Raw genomic sequence first — 24,753 nt, 5'->3', positions numbered from 1 at the left:
TCCTTACGCCACCAGAGCTGGCGCGGATTTGCGGCGCAGCACCTGACCATTTGATTGGAATACGTGGCAATCTTCTGGCGCCACGGACAGGCGCATGTTTTTGCCCTGCTGAATTGGTGCGTCACCGGACAGGGAGGCACAAAAGCGAGTGCCGTTGCCAATGGTACCGTAGGTGATCGAGACGCCGCCAAGGCGCTCCAGCACGTCTACAGTAATATCCAGACCTTCTTCGGCGAGGGTTACGTGCTCGGGGCGGATGCCCACTTCAACGGTGTCGCCTTTGGAAACGCCAGCGGTGTCCACGGGCAAGGACATGCGGTGGCCGCCTTCCAGTTCAACGGTCAGAGCGCCGGTGGTTTCCAGAACGGTGGCGGGCACAAAGTTCATGTTTGGCTGGCCGATAAAGCCCGCAACAAACTTGGTTGCAGGGTGGTGATAGAGTTCCATTGGCGTGCCGAACTGCTCAACCTGACCGCCGTTCAGAACCACAATGCGGTCCGCCATGGTCATGGCTTCGACCTGATCGTGGGTCACGTACACCATGGTGGCGTCGAGTTGGTTGTGCAGTTGGCTCAGTTCCACGCGCATGTCGCCCCGCAGGGCAGCGTCGAGGTTGGAGAGCGGTTCGTCAAACAGGAAGACCTTCGGGTTGCGCACAATCGAGCGGCCGATGGCGACACGCTGGCGCTGACCACCGGAGAGCTGGCCCGGCTTCAGATCGAGTTTTTCGGTGAGTTGCAGGATGTCGGCGGCGCGTTTCACGCGCGCGTCCATTTCGCCTTTTTCCATCTTCTGCACGCGCAGTGGGAAGGCAATGTTTTCGTAGACGCTCAGGTGTGGGTAGAGCGCGTAAGATTGGAACACAATGGAGATACCACGGTCCACTGGGGCTGCGTCGCTGACGTCTTCGCCGCCGATCACAATGGAGCCGGAGGTGGATTCTTCGAGGCCGGCGATGATGCGCAGCAAGGTTGATTTGCCGCAGCCGGATGGGCCTACGAAGACCACAAATTCTCTGTCCTCGATTGCCAGGCTGATGTCGTGCAACACCTTGGCCGAACCGAAGGACTTGTTGATAGCATTCAGGTTGAGCGTCGCCATGGGTCTGTCCGTTTGTCTGAGAAGTTTCGTGAGTGGAGGCACCCCGGGCACGCCGCGCAGTTTGGCGCGCCCGGAGCAGGGAGGAACCCTTAGAGGGCGTCGTCGAGCTCTTCAGCTGCGATGGTCACCAGGTTGTCGACGGTGTCGTCTTTCAGGATGATGCCCTGAACCATGTTGGTGAACACGGACTGCAGCGATTTGAAGTCTTCTACGAGCGGCTCTGGGCCACCGGTGGAGATCGATGCAGTGAAGATTGGCCAGATGCCGTCGTTGTAGTAAGGCTCGTCTTTGCCCAGCTTGGTGTAGTCGAGGATCGGTGTCAGACCCCAGCTGCTGTCCAGGTCGTACTGGCTGTCACCGGAGGTGATGCGCTGCGCCAGGTCGTGGGCCAGATCTTCGTGACCGGAACCTTTGAACACCACGATGGAGTCGGTGATCAGGATGGAGCCGCTCTCACCGGAAGGATCGGCAGGGATTGGCGCAACCAGCTGGTTGATGTCTTCGTTGTGCTGGCCGTGACCCCAAGGACCGGTCACATACATGGCGATCTTGCCGTCGTTGAACAGATCACGCAGCTGGCTGCGCTCCCATGCGGTTGGGCCGTCCTGTGCAACGTCTACGAGCTTGCCGTAGAATTCCAGCGTTTCGCGGGTCTCTTTGCTGTCCAGTTTGTTTTCGCCGGTCGCGCCGTCGATCACAGTACCACCGTTGGAGTACAGGTAGTTTAGGAACTGGTGCATTGTGTTGTCGAAGTCTTTGCCGGAGAGGCCAACGCCTGCAACTTCGGTGTTGTCCACAACGCCTTTGGCCATTGCGTACATGTCATCCCAAGTTGCTGGAGCCACACATTCCTGACCGGACTCTTCGATGATGCCACAGTTGATGTAGAGCGCTTTGGTGGAGAAGGCGTGTGGGTAGCCCCACTGAGTACCTTCGATGGTCACGGTGTCCAGAACGCCAGGCTGGTAAGGGGCTTCTGGGTCGATGTTGGCGGAAACGATCAGGTCGTTGTTGGCCAGCTGACGCAGGGTACGGGACCCCATGTAAGCGATGGAAGGTGGATCACCAGCGGCTGCCAGAGTCAGAGATTTGTCCTGGCAGGTGCCCCACGGAACCGCCTCGAGGTTTACGGACACACCTTCGTGGTCTTTTTCGAACTGATCAACAACAGCTTGGTCGGCTTCGCGAACTTCGCCGCCGCACATGATGAAGTGCAGTTCTTTGTCCGCTGCCAGTGCGCCGCTTGCTGCCCCAGACAGCAGGGCCGCGCCCAATGTGAGTTTCACGAGTTTCATAGTCTTCTCTCCCTTGATTGAACTCATTCTTTCACCGCGCCTGCCGTCAAACCGGCGACGAGGTACTTTTGTAGGAACAGGAAGATGAGCATGACCGGTAGGACACCTACCAAGGCCGCAGCCATCATTTCGTTCCAGGTCACCGACTGATAGCCGATGAATTCGAACAGACCGGCAGGCAACGGCTGCAGCTCACGGGTCTGGTTGAATGTGATTGCGAACAGGAACTGCTGGGCATAGGCGCCGATGAAGACGGCAACGCTCACCACGATCAGGCCAGGCACGGCCAGAGGCAGAACAACGCGGCGCAGGGTGTACATACGGGAGGCCCCATCGACAAAGGCTGCTTCTTCCAGTTCGCGTGGAATTTTCTCCAGGTAAGAGCGCAGCAGCCAGATACCGGTTGGGATCAGGAAGGCCACGCCAGGGACGATCATCGCCCAGTAGGTGTTCAGCAGGCCCATGGTGCGCAGCACGCGATACAGAGGGATCAGCAAAACAGCGCCGGTGAACATGTTCACGCCCAGGAAGATACCCAGAGTGATGTTTTTGAACGGGAACTGCAGGCGGGCATAGGCGTAGGCCGCAGGCACCACAAAGAACATCGTGATCAGGGTCACCGAGGTAGCGATGAAGATCGAGTTGAAGATGTAACGTCCCAGCAGCGGCACGGTCACCCACATGTCCTTATAGGCCTGGAAGCTGAAGTCGTCGGACCAGAACTGGTAAGGGCTGCGGAACAGGTGCTCCAGAGGGCGCAAGGACGCCATGAACATTTCGAAGAACGGCAGCAGGATGAAGGTCAGGAAGACAGCTAGGGCTGCGTAAATGCCCACCATCTGCAATTTGGAATAGCGATCCATCATATCACTTCACCCCGTAGCGTTTGTTGATTTTGTTCAGGAAGAACAAGTAGATGAGCGAGAATGCGGCGAGCAGGACAACGATGATCACGGCCCGTGCGGCCCCTTCGCCGAATTTGTAGTTCCCGATCGCAACTTTATAGGTGTCGATGATCAGGGTGGTGGTTGCGCCACGTGGGCCACCTTCGGTCAAAATCCAGATGATTTCGAAGCTGTTGAAGGTGAAGATTGCGGACAAGAGCGCCATGGAGACAATCACCGGCATGATCTGCGGAATGGTGATGCGGCGGAAGCGATACCAGCGCCCGGCGCCGTCCACCCAAGCGGCCTCATAGAGGTCACGAGACACACCCTGCATGGCGGCCAGGAAGAACAGGGTCACCATCGGAGTGCCAACCCAGACGTCGGTGACAACGGCGGAGTAGAAGGCGGAGGATTTGTAGGCGAGGAATTCAAACGGACCGTCGGTGATTCCCAGTTTCATCATCACGCCGGACAGAACGCCGAAGTAGCCATTATAGAGCCACAGCCAGCCGATACAACCAATCGCCATTGGGATGACCCAAGGCGGCATAACCAGGACGCGGAACAGGGCGCGGCCTGGAACAGCGGCATTCAGGAGTGTCGCGCCGATCAGGCCCATCACCAGCTTGATGCCCACAGAGAGGAACATCCAGTAGAAGGTGCGGACAACGGTTTGGTGGAATTTGCGGCTGTCGGCCAGGTCTTCGTAGTTTTCCAGGCCAACAAATTTCTCGCCGCCCAAACCGGCCTCCATAAAGGAGAGGCGGATTGTTTCGGCCAGTGGCCAGGCAACAATCACAGCGATGAAGATCATAGCCGGAGCCACAAGCAACCATCCGAAGAGTCCTTCAGACATGGAGCGGCTACGGGCGTCGGCGGCTGGTTGTGATGCCTGTGCGGATAGTTCGGCCATCAATTTCCCCCCTTGGTTTCGAGCGGCGAATCAGTGAGCGAATCACCGCGTTGCAATTATGGTACCTCAAAAAAGCCAAAATGCTACCAATATAATACCAAAATAGGCGTTGTGAAAATTACGGAGCTTTTACAATATGATATTAGATAGTTTCCAAAGGCCTCTTGCGTAACTTTGGTAGATTGGTACTGTTTTTTAAACCATGTCAGGAAACCAGATGACCATTGCAGACACGATCTTTAATCCGGAGACCTGGTACCGCGCGGGCCGTGGGCCGCGGTATCAACAGTTGTCTCGGCACATCGCGACGGAGATTCGCACAGGGCGTCTGCAACCGGGAGATCAGCTGCCACCGGAGCGCGATTTGGCAGAGAAAGCGGACATCAGTCGTGTGACTGTGCGCAAGGCTGTGGCGCAGCTGGTTGAGGAAGGTCTGATCGAGCAGCGCCGTGGCGCGGGCTCATTTGTTGCCGAAGCCTCGCCGCGTCTGGAGCAATCTTTGTCCTCGCTCGTGTCCTTTACGGAAACCATGCAGGCGCGCGGTATGACGGCCACGTCCAAGGTTCTGTCGCGTGGCTTGTTTTCCCCCAATCCGGACGAAATGGTCACGCTCGGGCTGGCGGCACACGAAAAGGTCGCGCGCATCAATCGGTTGCGCAGCGCGGGTGGTGTGCCCATTGCACTGGAGAACTCATCGCTTCCGCGCGACATTCTGCGTGACCCCGAGGAGATCGAGACGTCTCTCTATGCGCTTCTGCGCGAGGACAATAGCGCCCCAACACGTGCCATTCAGCGGGTCACCGCACTCAACTTGTCCTCCAACGATGCGGACCTGATGAAACTGCCGGAAGGCAGCGCAGTTTTGCAGATTGTGCGGACCGGGTACCTGAGCTCCGGGCGCCCCATTGAACTGACACGCGGGCTTTATCGCTCTGACATTTACGACTTTGTTTCCGAACTCAGATTGGACTGACATGCACTACGACAGCCGTATCACGGGCGACACCATCACATGTGTTTTCACACCGGAGCGCGCCCTGACGGCCCCGGTTTTCTGTTTCTCCGGTATGGGGCCATTTGAGGCGCTTTCAGGTGGAACAGTGACAAAAACCCTGGGCAGCTACACCGAGATTGCCTTGCCAAATCTCAAGGCGAATGAAGCCTATACATTGGAAATCCAGTATGCGGGTGGGTTCAAACCCGCCAACCGCGCCTGGTTGCCACTTGGCCCGTATCTGCGCCATGGCAAAGAAATCATCGAACTGCCCAAGGCTGACTCCGGCTGCCGCCCGCAGATATTGCCGGATTTGGGCCCAATCGACGGCCTGCCGCTGGTGCCGCAGCCTCAAAGCTGGACACCAGCTGAAGGCGTGCTTGAGGTTTCTGGATTTGTCTGTGATCGCGCGGCGTTTGAAAGCGTGGCGGCCTTGGCCGCGCGTCGTGGTTGGTCTTTTGTGGGTGACACTGAGGTGTCGGTTGAGGCTGCAGACTTGCCAGAAGATGCCTATGAGCTGGAGATTTCTGAAGATGGCGTGACCCTGCGTGCAGGTGATTTTGGTGGCGAGTTTTACGGCGCGATCACCCTGCTGACGTTGCTGCAACACAGTGCGCTTCCCTGTGGTGTGATCAAGGATGCGCCTCGGTTTGCCTGGCGGGGTCAACATCTGGACACAGCCCGTCATTACTATGAACCGCAGACCATTCTGGACCTGCTCGACCTGATGGCGCTGTTGAAGTTCAACCGCTTCCATTGGCATTTTGCCGACGATGAAGCCTTCCGCTTGGAGATCGAGTGTTTCCCGGAGCTTTGGCAGAAGACGGCTATCTGTGGCGAAGGCCACCTGTTGCCAGCCCTGTTCTCCGGCGCGGTTGAGGCCGGTGGCAGCTATTCCAAAGACACCGCGCGGGAGATCATCGCCCACGCCAAGGCGCTCAACATTGAGGTGTTGCCGGAAATCGAAGTGCCGGCGCATGCGATTGCCCTGACCCATGTGTTCCCTGAGTTGCGCGATCCAAGCGACAACGGTGCTGAGGTCAGTGTGCAGGGTTACAAAGGTAATGCGGTGAACCCGGCGATCGCCCGCACTTGGGATGTGCTAGAGGCGATCATGGCCGAGGTTGGCGCGTTGTTCCCGTTCAACCACCTGCACCTTGGGTGTGATGAATTGCCAGAAGGCACCTGGATGGGCAGCCCGTTGGCGCGGGATCTGATGAAGCGTGAAGGCCTGGAAACCACTGATGACCTGCAGGGTTGGATGATGCAGAAGCTGGGCGCAAAGGCCGTGGAAAACGGCCAGCGGCCCTGTGCCTGGGAAGAAGCCGCCAAAGGCGCCAACGGCGGGATTGCCAATGGCGCGATCCTGTTCAGCTGGACCGGACAGGGGCCAGGTTTGGAGGCGGCGCGCAATGGCTATGACGTGGTCATGAGCCCGGCGCAGCACGTTTATCTCGACATGGCGCACACCAGCGACAAGGACGACTGGGGAGCGAATTGGGCTGCGTTTGTCTCGCTTGCAGACACGATCAACTGGGAGCCGGTGCCGGAAGCGGACCTTGTAGAGCGCATCATTGGCGTGCAGGGCACCTTCTGGTCAGAGTTCACCACACGGGACGATCAACTTTGGCCAATGTTGATGCCGCGTATGTTGGGAGTCAGTTCCAAAGCCTGGCAGGTCGAGTGCGTGAGTGCCGACGACCTGATCCGTCTGGCGCATGTCTACAATAGTCTGCCGGGGGCAGAGGTCTGGACTGGATAAATCGGGAAAAATGGTGCCGCTGATAGGACTCGAACCTACGACCCCATCATTACGAATGACGTGCTCTACCAGCTGAGCTACAGCGGCGCCGATGCGGTGTATAAAAGTGCCCCGCAGCCATGGCAAGCCCATTTCAAAACGCGCGCTCCGGTGGGCGTTTTCTTTGTTAATAGTCGGGCTTTTCGACAATGTACCTGAACGCGAAATTTTCGCGAATTAAACATGTGCCATCAAGACACCTTTAATGCCTTTGCCTCTATTTAGTGGCAATGCTGACGCGCGGCGCAAACCTGTTTGGGGGCGCATGAGGCAGCGGTCGGTTTGGTCATTTTGAAGCGAAGAGGGTTTGGTATGCACGGTGATGACAACACACTGCTCTTCGTGGACGCTGTCTCTCAATCCTTTCGTCCGGCCAAAAGTGGCTGGTTTGGTTCCAAGGCGGAAACCCGTCCCATCCATAACGTGACTTTGCAAGTGGCGCAGGGGGAGGTTGTGGGCATCGTCGGTAAGCGCGCGGCAGGAAAACAGACATTGGCGCGGACCATCCTTGGTCTCACAAAGCCGGAAGTGGGTAAGGTGACCTTTCTGGGACAGGACATTGCCAAGCTGACCCGTGCAGACAAGCGCAAGTTGCGGCCTTTGATGCGGCAAGTGACGCCGCAATCGGTTGCGGAACTGGATGAGAGCCTGACCTCCCACGCGCTGTTGAGGGAGGCGTTGGTCGACGCCAAAGTCAGCAACGCGAACGAGCAGAAGCGGCGCATCGCAGAGGCCTTACGGCTTGTTGGTCTGGATCATGTTGCGGCGCAAAGTGAGCTTGAGGACTTGTCGCTGTTTCAGCAGCAGTTGGTGGCGATTGCCCATGCCATTGTGACCCGCCCACGGCTTGTGGTGGTGCAGGATCCCGCGCAAGGCTTGGATGTGTCGGTGCAGGCGCGCCTTCTGGATGTGCTGTTGAAGCTTCAGGATGAGCTACAGCTCTCCATGGTGATTTCCAGCACGGACATCGTGATGCTGGGCAGCCTGTGTGATCGGCTGGTTGTGCTCCGCTCTGGTGAGATTGTCGAGGAAGGGCTTGCGCAGCAATTGCTGGAAACGCCGCAGCATGCGCATTCAAAGATGTTGTTGCAGCAGGCGCGGGACAAAGAGCAGGCGGCATGACTATTCAGGAATGAGTTCCTGCCGTCCCTCTGCGGTGAGTTGCCAGACCCGCCCGTTTTCAAACACAGCCGCCGTGATCGCCTCGCCATAGCCAGCACCGGTGTCCAGATTCACGTGATTGCCAAAATGCGTGGGTCGCAACACCGGCGTGTGACCATGCACAACCAGCCAGGGGTGAGGGTGCGGATAGTTCAGGAAATCCTCTTTGATCCAGCACAAATCGTCATCCAACTGATCTTCCAAGGTGACTTCTGGGCGGATGCCGGCGTGCACAAACAACAAGGCGCCGTGCAACTTGGTATAGGGCAGCTGGGTTAAAAACGTGACGTGCTCATCAGGCACAGTGGCGCGGGCGGCGGCGTGGATTTCAGACAGGCGGGCTTCGGCGTCAAAGGTGAGGCCATAAGAGGCGAGGGTCTCGCGCCCGCCAAGGCGTTCATGCAGCCAATACAGATCGGGCCGCAGTCGCATGTCCACCCGGGGCGACGGCTCCAGAAAGAAGCGGAACATGCGGTCATGGTTGCCGGTCAGAACGGTCCAGTTTCGACCCTGTTTCAGCCCATTCAGAACAAATTCAATCACGCCCTTGCTGTCGGGGCCGCGATCTACGAGGTCTCCAAGGAACACAACTTCTGCATCCGGTCCACCATCAGCGACGATACGCGCCATCACCTCTTCAAGCTTGTCGAGGTGTCCGTGGATGTCGCCGATGGCGTAAATAGGCATGGTCATTTAAGGGCGTCTACAGATTGAATGATGCTGCCGCACAGGCCGTAGTCGATGGCCTCTTGCGCGGTGAGCCAAAAGTCACGTGCGGTGTCGGCGGCGATTTTCTTTTTGGGTTGGCCGGTTGCGTCAGCAAACAGCGTATCAAAGCGGTCCCGCATGATGCGGATCTGTTGTGCTTGGATTTCCATGTCGGTGGCTTGACCACCAATGCCGCCGGAGGGTTGATGCAGCAGAAACCGCGTGTTGGGCAGGCAGAAGCGGTTTTCGGGTTTGGCGCCGACAAAGATCAATGCACCCGCGCTGGCCACCCAGCCAGTGCCGATGGTGCGCACGGTGGGTTTGATGAAGCCAATCATGTCATGCACCATGTCGCCGCTTTCTACATGACCACCTGGGGAAGAAATGAACATATTGATGGGCGCGTCGCTTTCTTCCGCCAAAGCCAGCAGATGTGTGGCGGTGCGCTGTGCCAGTTTGTCGTCGATTTGACCCGCCACAATCACATTGCGGCTTTGAAAGAAAAGCTGGTCAACGCGGGCTGGGGTTGCGGTGTCGTCTTGGGGTTTTTCGAGCAAAGTTGTGGTCATATCGCGGTCCTCGGTAACATGCATTGGATCAATGCCTACAATGTTCCTTGCCTTTGTCGGGAGTGCAACCAATCGGCGAATGAAAAACGCCGCCCCAAAAGGAGCGGCGCTTCAAATTTTGCAGAGGTCACACTTTAGGCAACGTCAAACACCAAAGGCTTGATCTGGCGGAACATGTCGGTTTCAGCCAGTTTAGCACGGGCGTCTGCTGGAACCGGTTCATCCACATACAGCAGGGCGATGGCTTCGCCACCGACATCTGCGCGGCCCAAGGTAAAGTTCGCGATGTTGACGCCATTGTCACCCAGAGTCTGACCCAGCGTGCCGATGATACCCGGCACATCTTCGTTGGTGGTGTAGAGCATGTTCTCACCCACCTCGGCGTCGATGTTGATGCCTTTGATCTGGATGAAACGTGGCTTGCCATCTGAGAACACGGTGCCCGCAATGGAGCGTTCGCGTTTGTCGGTCACCACGGTCACCTTGATGTAGCCATCAAAGGTGCCGGACTTGTCCTGGTTGGTGGTGGAGATCTGAATGCCACGCTCTTTGGCCACAACCGGCGCGGAGACCATGTTCACGTCCGGGTTGGCTTTTTTCATGATGCCCGCCACAACCGAGCAGTTCAGCGCCGCGAGGTTCATGTCAGAGACAACACCGTCATAGAGGATGTTGATGGCTTTGATCGGCTCGTCGGTCATCTGACCGGAGAACGCGCCAAGGTGGTCGGCCAGCTTGATCCATGGACCCATGACTTTGGCTTCCTCAGCCGTCACGGATGGCATGTTCAGCGCGTTTTCCACCGCGCCGGTCAGCAGGTAGTTGGACATCTGCTCGGCAACCTGCAGCGCCACGTTTTCCTGTGCCTCTGTGGTTGCCGCGCCCAGGTGCGGGGTGCAGACCACGTTTGGCAGGTTGAACAGGGCGTTTTCCTTGGCGGGCTCTTCTTTGAACACGTCAAAGGCGGCGCCAGCGACATGGCCGGATTTCAGCAGCTCGGCCAGCGCTTCTTCGTCCACCAGACCACCGCGGGCACAGTTGATAATGCGTACGCCTTTTTTGGTTTTGGCGAGGTTCTCGGCAGAGAGAATGTTGGCAGTCTGCTCAGTGAACGGCACGTGCAAAGTGATGAAGTCGGCACGTGGCAGCAGCTCTTCAAGCTCAACTTTCTCAACACCCATTTTTGCGGCTTTTTCTTCAGACAGGAAGGGATCGTAGGCGATCACTTTCATCTTCAGGCCACGGGCGCGGTCACAGACGATGCCACCGATGTTGCCCGCGCCAATCACGCCGAGGGTTTTGTTGGTCAGCTCGGTGCCCATGAATTTGGACTTTTCCCATTTGCCTGCGTGGGTGGACTCGCTGGCCTCAGGGATTTGACGCGCCACGGCGAACATCATTGCAATCGCGTGCTCGGCGGTGGTGATCATGTTGCCAAACGGCGTGTTCATCACGATCACGCCTTTCTTGGAGGCTGCTTCTTTGTCGACGTTGTCGGTACCGATGCCGGCGCGGCCGATGACTTTGAGGTTGTCGGCTTTTTCCAGCAGTTTGGCTGTGGCTTTGGTGGCGGAGCGGATCGCCAGACCGTCGTATTGGCCGATCACCTCGGCCAGCTTGTCTTTGTCCTTGCCGAGGTCAGGCATGAAGTCGACGTCGATGCCACGGTCGCGGAAGATCTGAACGGCGGTTTCGCTGAGTTTGTCGGAAACGAGTACTTTGGGAGCCATGTGGAGCGTCCTTTGATGTCGGTGGCCGAGTGCGGCCTGAATGGGGAAGGGGGTGCCCGGCGATGCCGCCGGGCTAAAGTCGCTTACGCTTGAGCGGCGATCTCGGCCTCAAAGGCCCAAGTCAACCATGGCAGCATGGCTTCAAGATCCGCGGTTTCAACCGTGCCACCACACCAGATGCGCAGACCGGCTGGCGCGTCGCGGTAGGCACCGATGTCCAGCGCGATGTTTTCCGCTTCCAGACGTTTGGCGACGGCCTTGGCAAAGGCTGCGCCGTCCTGAATACGGTCATCGGTGAACTTCAGACACACGGAGGTGTTGGAGCGGGTCGCGTCATTCTCGGCCAGATTGGCAATCCAGTCGTTGGCGTCGCAGAAATCAAACACGGCTTTGGCGTTGGCATCGGCGCGGGCGATCAGGCCATTCAGGCCGCCCTCGGAACGGGCCCAGTCCAGCGCGAAGAGGTAGTCTTCGACAGCCAGCATGGAGGGCGTGTTGATGGTCGCGCCGGTGAAGATGCCTTCGATAAGCTTGCCGCCTTTGGTCAGACGGAAGATTTTTGGCAGCGGCCAGGCCGGGGTGTAGCTTTCCAGACGTTCTACGGCACGTGGCGAGAGCACAATCACACCATGAGCTGCTTCACCGCCCAGCACTTTCTGCCAGGAGAAGGTGGTCACATCCAGCTTGTCCCATGGCAGGTCCATGGCGAACGCAGCGGAGGTGGCGTCGCAGATGGTCAGGCCGTCGCGGTCATCGGCAATCCAGTCGGCGTTGGGCACGCGCACGCCGGAGGTAGTGCCGTTCCAGGTGAAGACAACGTCGTTGTTTTTGGTATCAACGGTGGCGAGATCCACGATCTGACCATAGTCAGCGGTCTTCACCTCAGCGTCGATTTTCAGCTGTTTCACCACGTCGGTGACCCAGCCTGCGCCAAAGCTTTCCCATGCGAGCATTTCAACTTTGCGCGCGCCGAGAAGGGACCAGAGTGCCATTTCAACCGCGCCGGTGTCAGATGCTGGCACAATGCCAATGCGGTAATCTGCGGGGATGCCCAAAACCTCGCGGGTGCCTTCGATGGCGTCCTTCAGCTTGGCTTTGCCAACAGCTGCGCGGTGGCTGCGACCCAGAGCGGCGTCGGCCAGTTTTGTGACATCAAATGTGGGGGGTTTGGCACAGGGGCCAGAGGAAAAACGCGGGTTGGCCGGCCGCGTAGCCGGTTGCTGAGTAGCCATCAATGCTATCCTTACAGATAAATGCCTCTCGTTGGGGAGAGGTGTCCCACCGACCGAGATAGAAGGGATGCTGCGGCTGCACAACAGGCAAAATTCGCGATCACGACAGTTTGCACATCAAAAGCGACGTGCGGCGACCACTATCGGAAACTTTTCGTTTCGCGGGGGTTAAAGCCGGACGGCCTCTAAAGTGTCTTTTAACAGTTGGGCGGAGGCTTTCAGCGCGGCTTGCTCCAGCGAGTCAATCTCTGGCGTGACGTCTTCAATCACACCGCCTTTGCCCACCACGCGGGGAAGAGAGAGGGGCGCATCACGGACCCCTGCGACCTCAGATGTCATAATTGACACGGAATGTACCGAGCGTTCATCCCCACCGATGGCGGCCACCAATCGGGCCAGTCCGGCGCCGATGCCGTAGTACGTCGCGCCTTTGCCTGCAATGATGCGATAGGCAGCGCGACGCACACCTTCGTCAATGGCGGTGCGGACCGCGCCGGTGATTGGATTTCCCTTTTCTTCGGCAAAGCTCAACAGGTGACGTGCGCCTACTTGGGCGGAGGACCAAGACAACACTTCGCTGTCGCCGTGTTCGTCCAGCACATAGGCGTGAATCGAGCGTGGGTCTATATCGAGGTGCTGCCCCAACAAGACGCGGAAGCGCGCGGTGTCCAGAATGGTGCCAGACCCAATCACGCGGTGGCTCGGCAAGCCGGTAAGACGCTGCGTGATGCCGGTCATAATATCGACCGGGTTGGAGGCGATCAGCAAAATGGCCTCTGGCGCGTAGGTGAGCACTTCGCTGGTAACCTCCTTGAAGACGGCGGCGTTGCGCGCCAATAGGTCCAGCCGGGTTTCGCCGGGCGCTTGATTGACGCCAGCGGCGATGATCACCACCTCGGCCTCTGTGAGGTCTGCGTACCCGCCACTGCGAAGTTCGGTGGTGGCAGCAAAAGGCATGGCGTGGCTGATGTCTTCGGCCTGAGCAGCGGCCATCGCTGGATCAAGATCGATCAAGACAATTTCGCGGGCTTTTCCCAAGAGCGCGATGGCGTAAGCGGCAGATGCACCAACCTGACCGGCGCCCACAATTCCGATTTTCATGCCTAAAACTCCCAAAATATCACGCGCGCGCCAATGCGTTAGCGATAACGCATTCGGGGGGTGGTGTTAAGCGGCTCTGCGTGGTCTATGCAGCGGTAGATTGCCGCGACCCTGTAAAACCGAGGTTTTGATGTATACCGCCACGCTTCTGACATCCCCGACATCCGCCAATTTGGACCCTGCTTTGGTTGATAACCTGCGCAATGCCTGGGGCGGTGGAGATGCTGTTTGGCTGGCACCGGATGAGGCGGCGGAGTTCAGCTTGCCAGCGATGCCAGACAACCGGTGGGACGTTTGGGCGGACTTACAGAAGATGGGTGTGGACCTTGTGGTGCTGCCTACCGAGGGGCGTCGTAAAAAGATGCTGCTGGCGGATATGGACAGCACCATGATCGAGCAGGAGTGCATCGATGAGCTGGCCGATGAGGCTGGCGTTGGTGAACGCGTCAAAGATATCACCGCGCGGGCGATGAACGGCGAGTTGGATTTCGAAGGTGCGCTGACGGAGCGGGTTGGGCTTCTCAAAGATCTTGATGAAGCTGTGATTGGCAAAGTGCTGGCGGAGCGCATCACCTTTATGCCCGGCGGCAAAGCGCTATTGGCAACGATGAAGGCGCAAGGTGCTTATGCCGCGCTGGTGTCTGGTGGGTTTACAGCGTTCACCGCCAAAGTTGCGGATGAACTGGGTTTTGATGAGAACCGCGCCAACACCTTGCTGGCGGAAGAGGGTAAGCTGACGGGAGATGTTGGCCGTCCGATCCTTGGGCGGGAGGCCAAAGTGCAGGCGCTCAAAGAGATCACTGAGCGCCTTGGGCTTGCCCATGATGATGTCATGGCCGTTGGGGATGGCGCCAATGATTTGGGCATGCTGGGTCTGGCGGGCGCCGGTGTTGCACTGCATGCCAAACCTTCGGTGGCGGCGGAATGTGACATCCGCATCAACCATGGGGATTTGACCGCGCTGCTCTATATTCAGGGCTACGCCCAATCTGACTTCGAAGGCGTCTGATCTGTGTTTGAATTTGGACTGGAAGGCCTGCTGATCCTTTTGGCAGCGGGATTTTTTGCCGGGTTTGTCGACGCGATTGCGGGCGGCGGGGGTTTGATCACCTTGCCGGCTTTGATGATCGCTGGTGTGCCACCGGTGGCGGCGCTCGCGACCAATAAGATCCAGGGCATGTTTGGCTCCGGCACGGCGGCGTATTCCTATGCCAAAAGCGGTCTGGTGAACCTGCGCGAGCAGCTTTTGCCCGCCGGTCTGGCCTTTGCTGCCTCTTTGGCGGGGGCCTTGCTGGTCTCCGTGCTGCCCACCGACTGGATCCGCCTCATCTTGCCGGTTTTGCTGATTGGTATCGCGCTGTTCTTTGCCTTCCGCAAAGACCCGGGCGACATGGACAAAACCGCGCGCCTGTCGCCTTTGGCCTTCACCCGGACAGCGGTGCCCTTTGTTGGCGCGTATGACGGTTTGCTTGGTCCGGGGGCTGGCAGTTTCTACATGATCGCTTTTGTCGCGCTGGGCGGCTACTGCATTCTGAAAGCCACGGCCCACACCAAGCTTTTGAACTTTGCCTCCAATGTCGGCGGCTTGGCTGGCTTCATCCTGGTGGCTGAACCCCTCTGGGCGATCGGTCTGGCGATGGGCGTGATGCAGATGCTTGGCGCGGCTTTGGGAGCCAAGATGGCAATGGCCAAAGGCGCAAAACTCATCCGCCCGTTGCTTGTGGTCACATCCATGGTGCTGGCGTTGAAGCTGTTGTGGGACGTGCTGTGAGGTAGATGGTGTCACCAAGAAGCATCGTCGGCAAACACTCAACCAACACAGCCAGAATGGCAGATGCAGCCTAAACATTTTCTCATGTTAACGTTGGCTTAAGGCTGGGTTTTTAGGAGTGAGATCGGGACCTTTGGCGCGCATCTGAGACGCTCCGAAGTTCTAGCTGGTAGATTGGCGGTTCCCCGCAATTTTTACAGGCGTTCCTGCTTGAAAAGCAACGTCTGCTTGCGTTGATCCGTCAACCACCTTATGTCCTCGCCATGCCCGAAATGGGCGAATTTAACGCAGTTATCCAAGGCTATTGCTTATGACCCGGATTTTGATGCGCGGTGGAAAATCCCCGTTTCAATATATCTCTTACGAAGACACATTAGCTCGCAACAAATTGGGTACCAACAGCGGAAACCTGATTTTCGCGGAGTCGGTTTGGCGGACCCTGTCGACAAAAAACACGACTCTCCGCATGAACGGCTATTCGGCGAGGCCCAGCCGCGCGGCCGTCGTGAATTCGGACTATGATGTGGTGGTGCTTCCGTTTGCCAATGCGTTTCGCACGTCCTTTTTGCCTCATCTGCGCAAATTTACCGATTTGGTAGAGCAGCTCAAAATTCCGGTTGTAGTCACTGGCGTGGGAGCGCAGGCTGGTTTGGATGCGACGCCTGAGGCAATTGCCGAAATGGGGCCAGATGTGGCTGCATTCTGTAAGGCAGTGTTGAAGCGTTCTGCCTCTATTGGGGTTCGGGGTGAGTACACCTATGAATTTCTGCGCAGCCTCGGATTTTCGGATGACGAAATCGATGTGATCGGATGTCCGTCGATGTTTTATCATGGCGCAAGTCTTCCGCAGATACAGACCCGCGAGGAGCTTTTGCCCTCTGATAAAGTCTCGATGAATGTCTCCCCTTATGTGAGAGGTATCAGCAAAATTTTTGAGCGGAACTATAAGCACTATGAAAAACTAGTGTATATTCCGCAAAATAATGAAAGCCTTGATCAAATACTATGGAATGGCGAGTTTTTGGAACAGCCTGGCAAGGTTTTTCCCAAGACCACAGACCACCCGATGTTTGAAGAGGATCGGCTGCGCATGTTCATAGACACCAAAACCTGGCTTGATCATTTGCGCAAATACGATTTTGTGTTTGGCACACGCATTCACGGCAATGTTATGGGCCTTCTAGCGGGCACGCCTTCCTTTGTTATGGCGCATGATAGCCGCACACTGGAACTAGCACGCTACTTCGAAATCCCACACAAACCGATGTCGGATATCTCTCCCAAGGTGCTGGCTTGCGAGCTTTATGCGGAAGCCGATTACGGTCCATTGCAACGGAACCACGCGGCCCGCTTTGAAACCTGGTTGTCTTTCCTTGAGAAAAACAATTTGCGCCATGTCTATCAAGAAGGCGAGGACAAAGGTGAAGCTTTCGAGAAAAAGTTGGCCCAGGCTCATTTCCCCGGTGAAATGCCCACCTTGCCTCACCAAACTGAAGCTCATCGGACCGAACGTTTGAAGTGGCAAGCCAATCAAACAAAGAAAAAACACCGTGGGCTGAAGACATACGTGAAACGAGTCACACAAGCGGTGCTAGGAAAATGAGCGAATCTGCCTTCATCATTCTTGCTGGCGGTTCTGGGACGCGCTTCCGGTCGGAAAAGCCAAAACAGTTGGCCATGTTGGCGGGAAAGACGATTTTGCAGCACACGTTGGAAAACGTCGCGGCCTGCGAAAACGTGAAGCAGATCATTTTGGTCAGCCGCGGAACAATCCTGGACGAAGCGAAGAAAATTGTCTCCGATATTGCGCATCCTTCGATCAAAATTGTTGAAGGTGGATCAAATCGTCTGGAATCCACCCGAGCGGGTTTGCAGGCAGTTGAAGGCCCAGCCGAAACCAAGGTTCTGGTGCATGACGGCGTGCGCCCATTCATCAAGCACGACGTAATCAACGCCTGTTACAGTGGCTTGGATATTTACGATGCTGTGGACGTGGTGATCCCGTCCGCGGATACGTTGGTTGAAGTGGATCCGGGTGCCATAGATCTGATTGGGCGGATTCCCCGTCGCGAAGCCTTTCGTCGGGGACAGACACCGCAAGGTTTTTGGCTCGGAAAACTGCGTGACGTGATCGACGAGGTGCCGGATCTGGCCGCGGCAACGTTTACTGATGATTGCGGCATGTATCTGGCGGCCCGCCCGCAGGCAAAGATCGGTTTGATTGACGGGGATGAAAGCAACATCAAAATCACCCATCCGATTGATCTGTTCATGGCAGAGCAACTGATCATGACCGGTCAAACCGGGGCTCAGGCGCGTGCTTCTAACGTGGACGTCTCGGCGATGAATATCGTGATCTTTGGCGCCAGTTCCGGTCTGGGTGAAGATGCGAAGATCTACCTTGAGAACCTTGGAGCCACTGTTCACGGCGCATCGCGCAGTGCAGGCTGTGACATTTCAAGGGCCGATGATGTGGCCGCGACGCTAGAAGCTGCCGCGGCGAAAGGGCCAATCGATGCGGTCATCAATTTTGCGGGTGTGCTACACATCGGAAAACTGGCGGAGATCGATCCAAACGATCTGGAGCGGGTTGTGCAGACCAATTATATGGGGGCGCTAAATATCGCGCGCCTGTCTTATGACTTCTTAAAGGCGTCCAAAGGCCAGTTGATGCTGGTGTCTTCGTCATCCTATTATCGTGGCCGTAAAGACTACGCTGTCTATTCTTCTTCCAAAGCCGCAGTGGTCAACCTGACACAGGCGCTGTGTGAGGAATGGGCACCAGACGATGTGCGGGTGAATTGTATCGTGCCGCGACGGGCAAATACGCCTATGCGCCACGCGGCCTTCCCCGGGGAAGATCCAAGCACTTTGTTGCAGCCGAAAGAGGTGTCTTTGCAAGTGCTCAAGTTGCTGAAGTCGCCGGATTCCGGAATAATAAATCATGTTTATTAAGCTGCTCAAAAACGTCGGAAAAGAAGCTGCCAGGGCTTTTGTGACGCGCGAAAATGTGCAGTCGATCAAAAAGTACGCAGGTTCCGGGGTTGCGGTTCGCTCAGCGTGTTTTCATGCGATTTCCGCAAATGAAATGGACCTGAAAACACCTCTGCCAGACATAGAGTATGTAGTCTACTATGCTGAGAAGAACGCGTTGAGCCACTACAATATGTGGAACCCGGTCTTTTCGAAACGGCCGGGAACTCACGCTTCGATTTTTCGCCTTTCCGCTGGCTGGTGGTCAGTAAATGACGACCCACACGTTTACCCCATTTCAACAATGGCTCAAATTGAGCCGTTGTTGAACCGCATGCCAAATCTGAAGGCTGTTTTCTACCCGGCCAACAATGGCGCGAATATGCAAGTCGTGCGCAACACGGATCTGACCCATGTGTTTCTTGGCCATGGCGATAGCAACAAAGCCTCCAGCGCCAACAAATGCTTCCGTCTTTATGATGAGGTTTGGGTGGCAGGTCAGGCGCATCGCGACCGTTTTGACCGGGTGTCCGGCGATTATTCTGCGCTGAAGTTTCCTATTGTGGGTCAGCCGTGGATGCAGGACTGGTTCAAGTCGTTGCCAAAATACGGCTTGGAAGAGCGGAACCAATGGGGCTATTTCCCTACTTGGCGTGGGTATTACGCCAACACCAATTATTCCTCCCTTGATATCATCAAAGGCATCGCGGCCGTTGCGCAAGAGAGTTTGGGAGACACGGCGGCTGGCTTCCTGAAGCTACACCCTTGGTCCACGAACGCCGACGTGAAAGCGGTTTCAAGGGTTGTGGAAGCGCATAAGCCACCGCAGATCACTAAGACGATTGATGAGAATGGTGAGGCGTTATCAGCTCCTGAAGTTGGACTGTTTTTGCCGGACCAGGGCACTCAACTGCGCGATATCTTGAAAAAGCCACTGCGCTTTGTCGTTTGTGATATCTCGGCGGCGGTGACGGAGTGTCTTTTCATCAATGTGCCGATCTTTTTGTATTATCCGCAGCCGCCTGCATTGGTGGCGGACGATTTTGAGGAGAGAAATGCGTTTTGCTATCTCTACCGAAATGTGGATGAGCTGAAGGCGTTGCTGAAGCAGGTGATTGTTGACGGTGACGATTACCTCGCCGAAGAACGCGCGCAGGCCATGAACTACCGCGTTGATCTTGAGAAGACGGCAAACGGTCAGTTTTTTAAAGAACTGGATCGGCTGCCGAAGATAAAAGGCTAATTGGCCGTGACTTGCTTGTAGGGGGCCTCCCTGCTGCAAGACCAAACCAGTAAAATGTGGTACACTGGACAAACGCGTCATCCTGCGGGGTGTTGCGTTTGTTTCAGGACTTTCAAGACAGTTTTTTTGTCGGAAGGAGACGTACCATGCCCAAGTTTATGTTTATCTACCACGGTGGCGGACGACCTGAGACGCCGGAGGAAGGCGAGCAGGTCATGGCGGCCTGGACGAAATGGATGGAAGGCATCGGCGAGGATCTCGTTGATGGCGGCAATCCTGCGGGCATGTCCAAGACTGTGACGGTGCATGGCGTTGCGCATGACGGTGGGGCCAATCCTGTGTCCGGCTACACTCTGGTGAATGCCGCCGATATGGATGCCGCCTGCGAAATCGCCAAGGGTTGCCCCATACTTGAACACGGCTTGGGCACCGTAGAAGTCGCAGAGGCGATGGAGATGTAAGGCGGCCGGCGGGCCGCCTTTTGTTTAGTTCAATGTAGACGCCGCGCGCATGACGCCGGTTTGCAGGCCATCCCAGTTGCGGATCGGCGCATCGAGGTATTTTTGTGCCTCGGGATGGTTCGGATCCAGAACGCCTAGTTTCACCAGAATAGCGGCCAGGGCATTCTCCGAGGCGCGGGTGGCGCCGTCGATGATTTTCAAAGCCACGCCCAGTTTTTGCTCTGGCAGCATGGCAACAAAATAGGCTTCCGCCCCGGTTTTAATCGCCACAGTGTGCCCCATAGCGCGCATCAGATTGGTACAGGCGCGGCCTTCGCCTGCGACATATTCAGGATGCTTCGCCATCGCGGTGCGCAGGCGGGCAGCGGCGGTTTCGCGGGTGCCATTGCCTTCCCGCGCCGCCGCGTAAAACGCCATCGCGCGTGCCATGCCTTTTAGGGTGCTGGCGTGGTTTGGCGCAGAACAGCCGTCGATGCCGTAGCCTGCGCTGGCCTCATGGGTCAGCTCTTCGTGTGCCGCCTGAACGGCCTTTTGCACCGGATGATCGATGTCAGTGTAGTTGCCACCTGCGCCGAGATGTTTGGACAGGGTCAGAAAGCCGGTGTGTTTGCCGGAGCAGTTATTATGCACCCGGCACACCGGATCGTTGCAGCGGATCAACTCGTCACGAATGCCAATGTCGCGGGGTTCCTGGGGGCCACAGATCAGGTCTTCATCGCTGAAACCCTGTGCCGCCAACCAGTCGTTGACCATGGTGTTGTGGATCGCAGAGGCGTTGTGGGACGCGCAGGCCAGCGCCAGATGCTGGTCCGTCAATCCAGCCGCGTCCGCCGCGCCACTTTCCACCAAAGGCAAGGCCTGGATCATCTTGGAGGAGCTGCGCGGCAGCACAATTGCGTCCGGATCGCCCCACGCATGCACAATATCCCCATCGACATTACAAACCACCGCATGGCCGGAATGCATGCTCTCCAGGATGTCTCCCCGCCAGATTTCGGTCATAGGCACGGCTTTGGTCATGATTTCTCTCGCAATTGTGGGCAATTTTGTGCCAACGGGTCTTTCGCGCGGCAACAAACATGGGCTAAACTCTGCGCATCGCGTATAACAATGTCCAGCCCACTTCAAATGGTGCAAAGCCAACGGGCGGACGACAGAGGCAATACACAGCTTGGAGGCTGTAAGAGCAATGACATCACGTTGGGTGAAAGCGCTGGCCGTGACCGCAACTGCGGTTTGGGGCGGTATGGTATCGGCACAGGCCGCAAGCGAAAATCAGGTCAATGCGATCACCGACTGGAGCGTGTTTGAGCACAAAGACGGTGGCAAGCAGGAATGCTGGGCGGTGAGCACCGCCAAAGAAACTGTGAACACCCGCAACGGCCAAGTTGTGGCCGTGCGCCGCAGCGACATCCTGTTGATGGTATCCTTTGTGCCAAGTGCGGATGTGGCCGCACAGGTGGGCTTCACCGGGGGCTATCCCTTTGCGGGCGGCTCCACCGTGGATGTGTCCATTGATGGCCAAGCCTTTGTGATGATCACCGACGGCGAATGGGCCTGGCCCGCGTCCTCTGGCGATGACGCCAAGATTGTTGCCGCGATGAAGCGTGGCGCGGATGCCACCTTTGTGGCGCGCTCCTCGCGTGGGACCAAAACCAGCGACACCTTCTCTCTGCGTGGCTTCACCGCCGCAGTGGAAGACGCCGAAAAACGTTGTAAGTAACCGCTTCGGAAATCCGGAGCAGGACCTCTGCCAGGGTCCTTACCTGCCTGACATTGCCACCATGGGGGAGGCCAGCCGGATCAACCGGCTGGGTCACAAGCCATGGGAGAGCAGTCAATGGCCCAGGACGTACAAACACATGCGCCAGCAATCGCGCTGGAAATCAGCAATTTGGAATTGGGCTGCGTGGCACGTGGCACCAAAATTGCCACACGGCGCGGCGAGGTGGCCATTGAAGAGCTGCGGGCTGGCGATGAGGTGGTCAGCCGCGATCACGGGTTGACGCCCGTGCGTTGGATTGGGCGGCTGTTTGCACAAAACGTCCCGGTGAAAGTGCCCGCAGGTGCGATGGGCCGCCGGGTGCCTGCGCGTGACTGCTGGCTGTCGCCGGATGCGCGGTTGTGGATGAAAGGCGCTGAGTTCGAAGAAGCTTTTACCGCGCGCGAAGTGCTTGTGCCGGTCAAAGACCTAGTGGGCTGGCGTGGCATCTCCGAGGACACCGCAGGTTCTTCGGAGTTTTATCTCTTTATCTGCGACACGCCTTGTGTGGCGACGGTGGACGGTATTCATGTAGAAATGCGCCATCCCGGGCGCAATGTGGATCTGTTTGAACAGCTGGACGCCGATGAAATGGCGGAGCTGTTTCCAGAGCTCTTGGCAATGAAACAGAAAACGGACAAATGGCGTCGCCGCTTGGACAAGCACGAGGCAGCGCAGGTTGTCGACGTGAAAAAGCGGGCCTAACCTGCCTCAAACCGCTTGAGGTAATCCACCAAAGTCTGGCCCGGTTCCTGCTCGAACCGGTCGCCGGGCACGAGGATGTCTTTGATACGGTCCACGCGAAACACGCGGAAATCGCCACGCTCTTCGCACCACCCGGTGCAAGTCCAGGCGCGCCCCAGTACTCCATTTGCAGAGGTCGGATGCGGCGGCGGCTATGGCGGCCATCCAGCGCCGTGTAGTCGATCAGCATCACCAATTGCTCGCGGATCGCGCGGCGGATGGTGGGCATGTTGCCGAAACTCGCCTCGACCTCCGGCGCGGCAAATATCTCTTTGCCAAAGCCATCCAGCGCGCCAAACATCGGCTCCGGCATCGATTGATCAATCTTGGTCAGCACCCGTGTGGCCGCCTCTTGTAGCTCAGCATCGGCAGTCTGGCGCACCAAAGCCGCCCCGAGATGCAACGCCTCTAATTCAACTTGGGTGAGCGCCATGGGTGGCATAAACACCGGCGCGCGCAGGATGTAGCCCACCCCGCGTTCGCCTTCGACCGGAATGCCAGAGGCCACCAGCGTGTCCATGTCGCGATAAATGGTGCGGACCGACACCTCCATCTGTTCCGCCAAATCGGACGCGGTGTGCAGACGCCCATCACGTAGGAGCTGGATCAGATCAAAAAGACGGTCGGTCCGACGCATTTTAGGATGTGCTGCCTTGAACGGTATAGTGGGTCATGCTCATGGAACTTTGATCCAGAACTGCCATGAGGTCCATCAGTTCAGGATAGGTTTCGGGATTGAATGCGGACGCTGCAGCATGGGCATGCTCAAGGCTTTCCCATTCCACTTCGTCAATCCATTCCCCATCGGCCGTGGTGGCGATGCGGCGCCTGATGAATCCCGGTTGTGCCTTGGCAAAGCTTTGGGATTTCCCCCAGGCGGCAACGGCTTGGTCCGCTGTTGCGTCTGCTTTCAGACGGTAGCGCACAATTTCAATAACAGACATGATGGTCTCCTGTGTTGTCCGTTTGTGATGGCGCTTTGTCCCACACACCAACTGACACGGTCTGTCAGTTGGATTAGGCGTTAAGCGCGTTTTCTGGCATTATTTGCAAAACGCCCTAAATGGTGTATCTGCACCGCTTGAATTCCCAGATGAGTCCCAGAGCCATGAGTACCTCCGCGCCAATCACGCAGGACGTGATGACCATTCCCCGCAAGCTGCCCGAAGGTGGCAAGATCAACCTCGTTGGGTTGACCCGTGATCAGCTGCGCGAAGTGTTGATTGCCAATGGCACCAAGGAAAAGCAGGCCAAGATGCGCGTTGGGCAGATCTGGCAGTGGATCTACCAGTGGGGCGTGCGTGATTTCCACGAGATGACCAACCTCGCCAAAGCCTATCGTGCAGAGCTTGACGAGAAGTTTGAGATTGCTTTGCCTGAGGTGGTGACACGCCAGGTGTCTGAGGATGGCACCCGCAAATATTTGGTGCGCATTGCCGGAGGACACGAAGTTGAGGTGGTCTACATCCCTGAGGACGATCGCGGCACGCTGTGTATCTCGTCTCAAGTGGGTTGCACGCTGACCTGTTCTTTCTGTCACACCGGCACGCAGAAACTGGTGCGCAACCTGACCGCAGGCGAGATCATTGGTCAGCTGATGGTGGCGCGGGATGATTTGGGTGAATGGCCGGTGCCGGGAGAGCCCAAAGATGAAACACGTCTGCTGTCCAACATCGTGCTGATGGGCATGGGCGAGCCGCTTTATAATTTCGACAACGTGCGCGACGCGATGAAGATCGCGATGGACCCTGAGGGCATTTCCCTGTCCCGCCGTCGGATTACTTTGTCGACCTCTGGCGTGGTGCCCGAGATTGCCCGCACCGCTGAGGAAATTGGCTGCTTGTTGGCGATTTCTTTCCACGCGACCACCAATGAGGTGCGCGACGTATTGGTGCCGATCAACAAGCGTTGGAAGATTGACGAGCTGCTGCAGGCCTTGGCGGATTATCCAAAGGTCTCCAACTCCGAGCGCATCACCTTTGAATATGTGATGCTGGACGGAGTAAACGACACCGACGAAGATGCGCACCGGTTGATCGACCATATCAAACGTTACGACATTCCGGCCAAGATCAATCTGATCCCATTCAACGAATGGCCCGGTGCGCCTTATAAGCGCAGCTCCAATAACCGCATTCGGGCGTTTGCCAACATCATCTATCAGGCGGGCTATGCCTCCCCGATCCGCAAAACGCGGGGCGAGGATATCATGGCGGCCTGCGGTCAGTTGAAGTCGGCCACCGAACGCGCGCGCAAGTCGCGCAAGCAAATCGAGGCCGAAGCGGGCATGTCGTAAGTTTGAACAAG

The 24,753-nt window shown here is 57.1% G+C and carries 24 protein-coding genes, 1 tRNA gene and 1 pseudogene; 12 read left to right on the top strand and 14 right to left on the bottom strand.

The features are described from left to right. Positions 1 to 3: 3 nt before the first annotated feature. The 4 genes from SIB38_RS02815 to SIB38_RS02800 form a co-directional block, all read right to left on the bottom strand. Positions 4 to 1,101 carry an ABC transporter ATP-binding protein gene (locus SIB38_RS02815; protein WP_412551298.1) on the bottom strand — a complete coding sequence of 366 codons (1,098 nt, stop codon included), beginning with the start codon at positions 1,099 to 1,101 and terminating at the stop codon, positions 4 to 6. A gap of 89 nt (positions 1,102 to 1,190) precedes the next feature. Continuing rightward, positions 1,191 to 2,396 carry an ABC transporter substrate-binding protein gene (locus SIB38_RS02810; RefSeq protein WP_412551297.1) on the bottom strand — a complete coding sequence of 402 codons (1,206 nt, stop codon included), beginning with the start codon at positions 2,394 to 2,396 and terminating at the stop codon, positions 1,191 to 1,193. A 23-nt stretch (positions 2,397 to 2,419) separates the two neighbouring features. Continuing rightward, complete coding sequence (locus tag SIB38_RS02805; protein ID WP_168591256.1) at positions 2,420 to 3,262, bottom strand: carbohydrate ABC transporter permease; 843 nt, start codon at positions 3,260 to 3,262, stop codon at positions 2,420 to 2,422. A 1-nt stretch (position 3,263) separates the two neighbouring features. Beyond that, complete coding sequence (locus SIB38_RS02800) at positions 3,264 to 4,196, bottom strand: carbohydrate ABC transporter permease (RefSeq protein WP_294115406.1); 933 nt, start codon at positions 4,194 to 4,196, stop codon at positions 3,264 to 3,266. Positions 4,197 to 4,413: 217 nt separating this feature from the next. Between SIB38_RS02800 and SIB38_RS02795 the strand changes: the two genes are divergently transcribed. Further along, entirely contained in the window at positions 4,414 to 5,169 is a 756-nt protein-coding gene (locus SIB38_RS02795; RefSeq protein ID WP_294115408.1) for a GntR family transcriptional regulator, read from the top strand. Position 5,170: 1 nt separating this feature from the next. Then, positions 5,171 to 6,952, top strand: a complete 1,782-nt coding sequence (locus tag SIB38_RS02790) for a beta-N-acetylhexosaminidase (protein ID WP_412551296.1) — start codon at positions 5,171 to 5,173, stop codon at positions 6,950 to 6,952. 11 nt (positions 6,953 to 6,963) lie between these two features. Here SIB38_RS02790 and SIB38_RS02785 read toward each other — a convergent pair. After that, positions 6,964 to 7,039, bottom strand: a tRNA-Thr gene (locus SIB38_RS02785). A gap of 264 nt (positions 7,040 to 7,303) precedes the next feature. Here SIB38_RS02785 and SIB38_RS02780 point away from each other — a divergent pair. After that, positions 7,304 to 8,113, top strand: coding sequence for an ATP-binding cassette domain-containing protein (locus SIB38_RS02780; RefSeq protein WP_294115413.1), 810 nt, complete (start codon positions 7,304 to 7,306; stop codon positions 8,111 to 8,113). Here the strand turns inward: SIB38_RS02780 and SIB38_RS02775 are convergent, their stop codons facing one another. The 5 genes from SIB38_RS02775 to SIB38_RS02755 all read right to left on the bottom strand — a co-directional run bounded on the left by SIB38_RS02775 (position 8,114) and on the right by SIB38_RS02755 (position 13,492). Beyond that, the gene (locus SIB38_RS02775; protein WP_294115414.1) at positions 8,114 to 8,845 is read right to left on the bottom strand and encodes a metallophosphoesterase family protein; all 732 of its coding nucleotides are present in this window, start codon (positions 8,843 to 8,845) and stop codon (positions 8,114 to 8,116) included. Beyond that, the gene (locus SIB38_RS02770; protein ID WP_294115416.1) at positions 8,842 to 9,429 is read right to left on the bottom strand and encodes an ATP-dependent Clp protease proteolytic subunit; all 588 of its coding nucleotides are present in this window, start codon (positions 9,427 to 9,429) and stop codon (positions 8,842 to 8,844) included. Before SIB38_RS02770 ends, SIB38_RS02775 begins: the two co-directional genes overlap by 4 nt. A 134-nt stretch (positions 9,430 to 9,563) precedes the next feature. After that, positions 9,564 to 11,159 (bottom strand): phosphoglycerate dehydrogenase, encoded by a 1,596-nt coding sequence (gene serA / locus SIB38_RS02765; protein ID WP_294115417.1) that lies wholly within the window; start codon positions 11,157 to 11,159, stop codon positions 9,564 to 9,566. Between the two features lie 83 nt (positions 11,160 to 11,242). Continuing rightward, positions 11,243 to 12,391, bottom strand: a complete 1,149-nt coding sequence (locus tag SIB38_RS02760; RefSeq protein WP_294115420.1) for a phosphoserine transaminase — start codon at positions 12,389 to 12,391, stop codon at positions 11,243 to 11,245. 168 nt (positions 12,392 to 12,559) lie between these two features. Then, positions 12,560 to 13,492 carry an L-lactate dehydrogenase gene (locus tag SIB38_RS02755; protein WP_294115423.1) on the bottom strand — a complete coding sequence of 311 codons (933 nt, stop codon included), beginning with the start codon at positions 13,490 to 13,492 and terminating at the stop codon, positions 12,560 to 12,562. A gap of 130 nt (positions 13,493 to 13,622) precedes the next feature. On the opposite strand from SIB38_RS02755, the gene serB reads away from it, so the two are divergent. From serB to SIB38_RS02725, 6 genes are all read left to right on the top strand, one after another. After that, positions 13,623 to 14,501, top strand: a complete 879-nt coding sequence (gene serB / locus SIB38_RS02750) for a phosphoserine phosphatase SerB (protein ID WP_294115425.1) — start codon at positions 13,623 to 13,625, stop codon at positions 14,499 to 14,501. A 3-nt stretch (positions 14,502 to 14,504) separates the two neighbouring features. Then, positions 14,505 to 15,263: a TSUP family transporter gene (locus SIB38_RS02745; RefSeq protein WP_294115426.1), complete on the top strand. Its 759-nt coding sequence runs from the start codon at positions 14,505 to 14,507 to the stop codon at positions 15,261 to 15,263. A gap of 310 nt (positions 15,264 to 15,573) precedes the next feature. Then, positions 15,574 to 16,866, top strand: a complete 1,293-nt coding sequence (locus SIB38_RS02740) for a polysaccharide pyruvyl transferase family protein (protein ID WP_294115428.1) — start codon at positions 15,574 to 15,576, stop codon at positions 16,864 to 16,866. Further along, the gene (locus SIB38_RS02735) at positions 16,863 to 18,218 is read left to right on the top strand and encodes a bifunctional cytidylyltransferase/SDR family oxidoreductase (RefSeq protein ID WP_294115429.1); all 1,356 of its coding nucleotides are present in this window, start codon (positions 16,863 to 16,865) and stop codon (positions 18,216 to 18,218) included. The genes SIB38_RS02740 and SIB38_RS02735 overlap by 4 nt, the downstream gene beginning before the upstream one ends. Beyond that, positions 18,208 to 19,479, top strand: a complete 1,272-nt coding sequence (locus SIB38_RS02730; protein WP_294115430.1) for a hypothetical protein — start codon at positions 18,208 to 18,210, stop codon at positions 19,477 to 19,479. Before SIB38_RS02735 ends, SIB38_RS02730 begins: the two co-directional genes overlap by 11 nt. Before the next feature lie 146 nt (positions 19,480 to 19,625). Beyond that, positions 19,626 to 19,940, top strand: coding sequence for a YciI family protein (locus SIB38_RS02725; protein WP_294115431.1), 315 nt, complete (start codon positions 19,626 to 19,628; stop codon positions 19,938 to 19,940). A 24-nt stretch (positions 19,941 to 19,964) separates the two neighbouring features. On the opposite strand, the gene SIB38_RS02720 is transcribed toward SIB38_RS02725, so the two are convergent. Next, positions 19,965 to 20,960: an asparaginase gene (locus SIB38_RS02720; RefSeq protein ID WP_412551295.1), complete on the bottom strand. Its 996-nt coding sequence runs from the start codon at positions 20,958 to 20,960 to the stop codon at positions 19,965 to 19,967. A 169-nt stretch (positions 20,961 to 21,129) separates the two neighbouring features. On the opposite strand from SIB38_RS02720, the gene SIB38_RS02715 reads away from it, so the two are divergent. Both SIB38_RS02715 and SIB38_RS02710 read left to right on the top strand, forming a co-directional pair. Further along, complete coding sequence (locus tag SIB38_RS02715) at positions 21,130 to 21,663, top strand: invasion associated locus B family protein (RefSeq protein ID WP_294115434.1); 534 nt, start codon at positions 21,130 to 21,132, stop codon at positions 21,661 to 21,663. A gap of 117 nt (positions 21,664 to 21,780) precedes the next feature. Beyond that, the gene (locus SIB38_RS02710; protein ID WP_412551294.1) at positions 21,781 to 22,407 is read left to right on the top strand and encodes a Hint domain-containing protein; all 627 of its coding nucleotides are present in this window, start codon (positions 21,781 to 21,783) and stop codon (positions 22,405 to 22,407) included. Here the strand turns inward: SIB38_RS02710 and SIB38_RS02705 are convergent. From SIB38_RS02705 to SIB38_RS02695, 3 genes and pseudogenes are all read right to left on the bottom strand, one after another. Beyond that, a complete protein-coding gene (locus tag SIB38_RS02705) occupies positions 22,404 to 22,511 on the bottom strand; it encodes a hypothetical protein (RefSeq protein WP_412551293.1) in 108 nt (35 codons plus the stop codon). The two genes, SIB38_RS02710 and SIB38_RS02705, sit on opposite strands and share 4 nt — an antisense overlap. 455 nt (positions 22,512 to 22,966) lie before the next feature. Then, positions 22,967 to 23,083, bottom strand: a pseudogene (locus tag SIB38_RS02700) (HTH domain-containing protein); the annotation flags it as partial. Between the two features lies 1 nt (position 23,084). Next, positions 23,085 to 23,390, bottom strand: a complete 306-nt coding sequence (locus tag SIB38_RS02695) for an antibiotic biosynthesis monooxygenase family protein (RefSeq protein WP_412551292.1) — start codon at positions 23,388 to 23,390, stop codon at positions 23,085 to 23,087. Between the two features lie 164 nt (positions 23,391 to 23,554). Here SIB38_RS02695 and rlmN point away from each other — a divergent pair, with 164 nt between their 5' ends. After that, positions 23,555 to 24,742, top strand: a complete 1,188-nt coding sequence (gene rlmN, locus SIB38_RS02690; RefSeq protein WP_412551291.1) for a 23S rRNA (adenine(2503)-C(2))-methyltransferase RlmN — start codon at positions 23,555 to 23,557, stop codon at positions 24,740 to 24,742. Positions 24,743 to 24,753 lie beyond the last annotated feature (11 nt).

The organism is Shimia sp. MIT910701 (genome assembly GCF_047126315.1).
GTDB lineage: Bacteria > Pseudomonadota > Alphaproteobacteria > Rhodobacterales > Rhodobacteraceae > Shimia.
Note: the sequence above shows the minus strand (reverse complement) of the source record. Positions and strands in the feature narration are given on the sequence as shown.

Excerpts from the sequence above, each read along its gene's own strand:
- SIB38_RS02815 (WP_412551298.1), bottom strand. The coding sequence starts at position 1,101 with ATGGCGACGCTCAACCTGAATGCTATCAACAAGTCCTTCGGTTCGGCC.
- serA (WP_294115417.1), bottom strand. The coding sequence starts at position 11,159 with ATGGCTCCCAAAGTACTCGTTTCCGACAAACTCAGCGAAACCGCCGTT.
- SIB38_RS02725 (WP_294115431.1), top strand. The coding sequence starts at position 19,626 with ATGCCCAAGTTTATGTTTATCTACCACGGTGGCGGACGACCTGAGACG.
- SIB38_RS02715 (WP_294115434.1), top strand. The coding sequence starts at position 21,130 with ATGACATCACGTTGGGTGAAAGCGCTGGCCGTGACCGCAACTGCGGTT.
- SIB38_RS02780 (WP_294115413.1), top strand. The coding sequence starts at position 7,304 with ATGCACGGTGATGACAACACACTGCTCTTCGTGGACGCTGTCTCTCAA.
- SIB38_RS02740 (WP_294115428.1), top strand. The coding sequence starts at position 15,574 with ATGACCCGGATTTTGATGCGCGGTGGAAAATCCCCGTTTCAATATATC.
- SIB38_RS02800 (WP_294115406.1), bottom strand. The coding sequence starts at position 4,196 with ATGGCCGAACTATCCGCACAGGCATCACAACCAGCCGCCGACGCCCGT.
- SIB38_RS02790 (WP_412551296.1), top strand. The coding sequence starts at position 5,171 with ATGCACTACGACAGCCGTATCACGGGCGACACCATCACATGTGTTTTC.
- SIB38_RS02695 (WP_412551292.1), bottom strand. The coding sequence starts at position 23,390 with ATGTCTGTTATTGAAATTGTGCGCTACCGTCTGAAAGCAGACGCAACA.
- SIB38_RS02735 (WP_294115429.1), top strand. The coding sequence starts at position 16,863 with ATGAGCGAATCTGCCTTCATCATTCTTGCTGGCGGTTCTGGGACGCGC.
- serB (WP_294115425.1), top strand. The coding sequence starts at position 13,623 with ATGTATACCGCCACGCTTCTGACATCCCCGACATCCGCCAATTTGGAC.
- SIB38_RS02730 (WP_294115430.1), top strand. The coding sequence starts at position 18,208 with ATGTTTATTAAGCTGCTCAAAAACGTCGGAAAAGAAGCTGCCAGGGCT.
- SIB38_RS02810 (WP_412551297.1), bottom strand. The coding sequence starts at position 2,396 with ATGAAACTCGTGAAACTCACATTGGGCGCGGCCCTGCTGTCTGGGGCA.
- SIB38_RS02755 (WP_294115423.1), bottom strand. The coding sequence starts at position 13,492 with ATGAAAATCGGAATTGTGGGCGCCGGTCAGGTTGGTGCATCTGCCGCT.
- SIB38_RS02720 (WP_412551295.1), bottom strand. The coding sequence starts at position 20,960 with ATGACCAAAGCCGTGCCTATGACCGAAATCTGGCGGGGAGACATCCTG.
- SIB38_RS02805 (WP_168591256.1), bottom strand. The coding sequence starts at position 3,262 with ATGATGGATCGCTATTCCAAATTGCAGATGGTGGGCATTTACGCAGCC.
- SIB38_RS02770 (WP_294115416.1), bottom strand. The coding sequence starts at position 9,429 with ATGACCACAACTTTGCTCGAAAAACCCCAAGACGACACCGCAACCCCA.
- SIB38_RS02760 (WP_294115420.1), bottom strand. The coding sequence starts at position 12,391 with ATGGCTACTCAGCAACCGGCTACGCGGCCGGCCAACCCGCGTTTTTCC.
- SIB38_RS02795 (WP_294115408.1), top strand. The coding sequence starts at position 4,414 with ATGACCATTGCAGACACGATCTTTAATCCGGAGACCTGGTACCGCGCG.
- rlmN (WP_412551291.1), top strand. The coding sequence starts at position 23,555 with ATGAGTACCTCCGCGCCAATCACGCAGGACGTGATGACCATTCCCCGC.
- SIB38_RS02775 (WP_294115414.1), bottom strand. The coding sequence starts at position 8,845 with ATGACCATGCCTATTTACGCCATCGGCGACATCCACGGACACCTCGAC.
- SIB38_RS02710 (WP_412551294.1), top strand. The coding sequence starts at position 21,781 with ATGGCCCAGGACGTACAAACACATGCGCCAGCAATCGCGCTGGAAATC.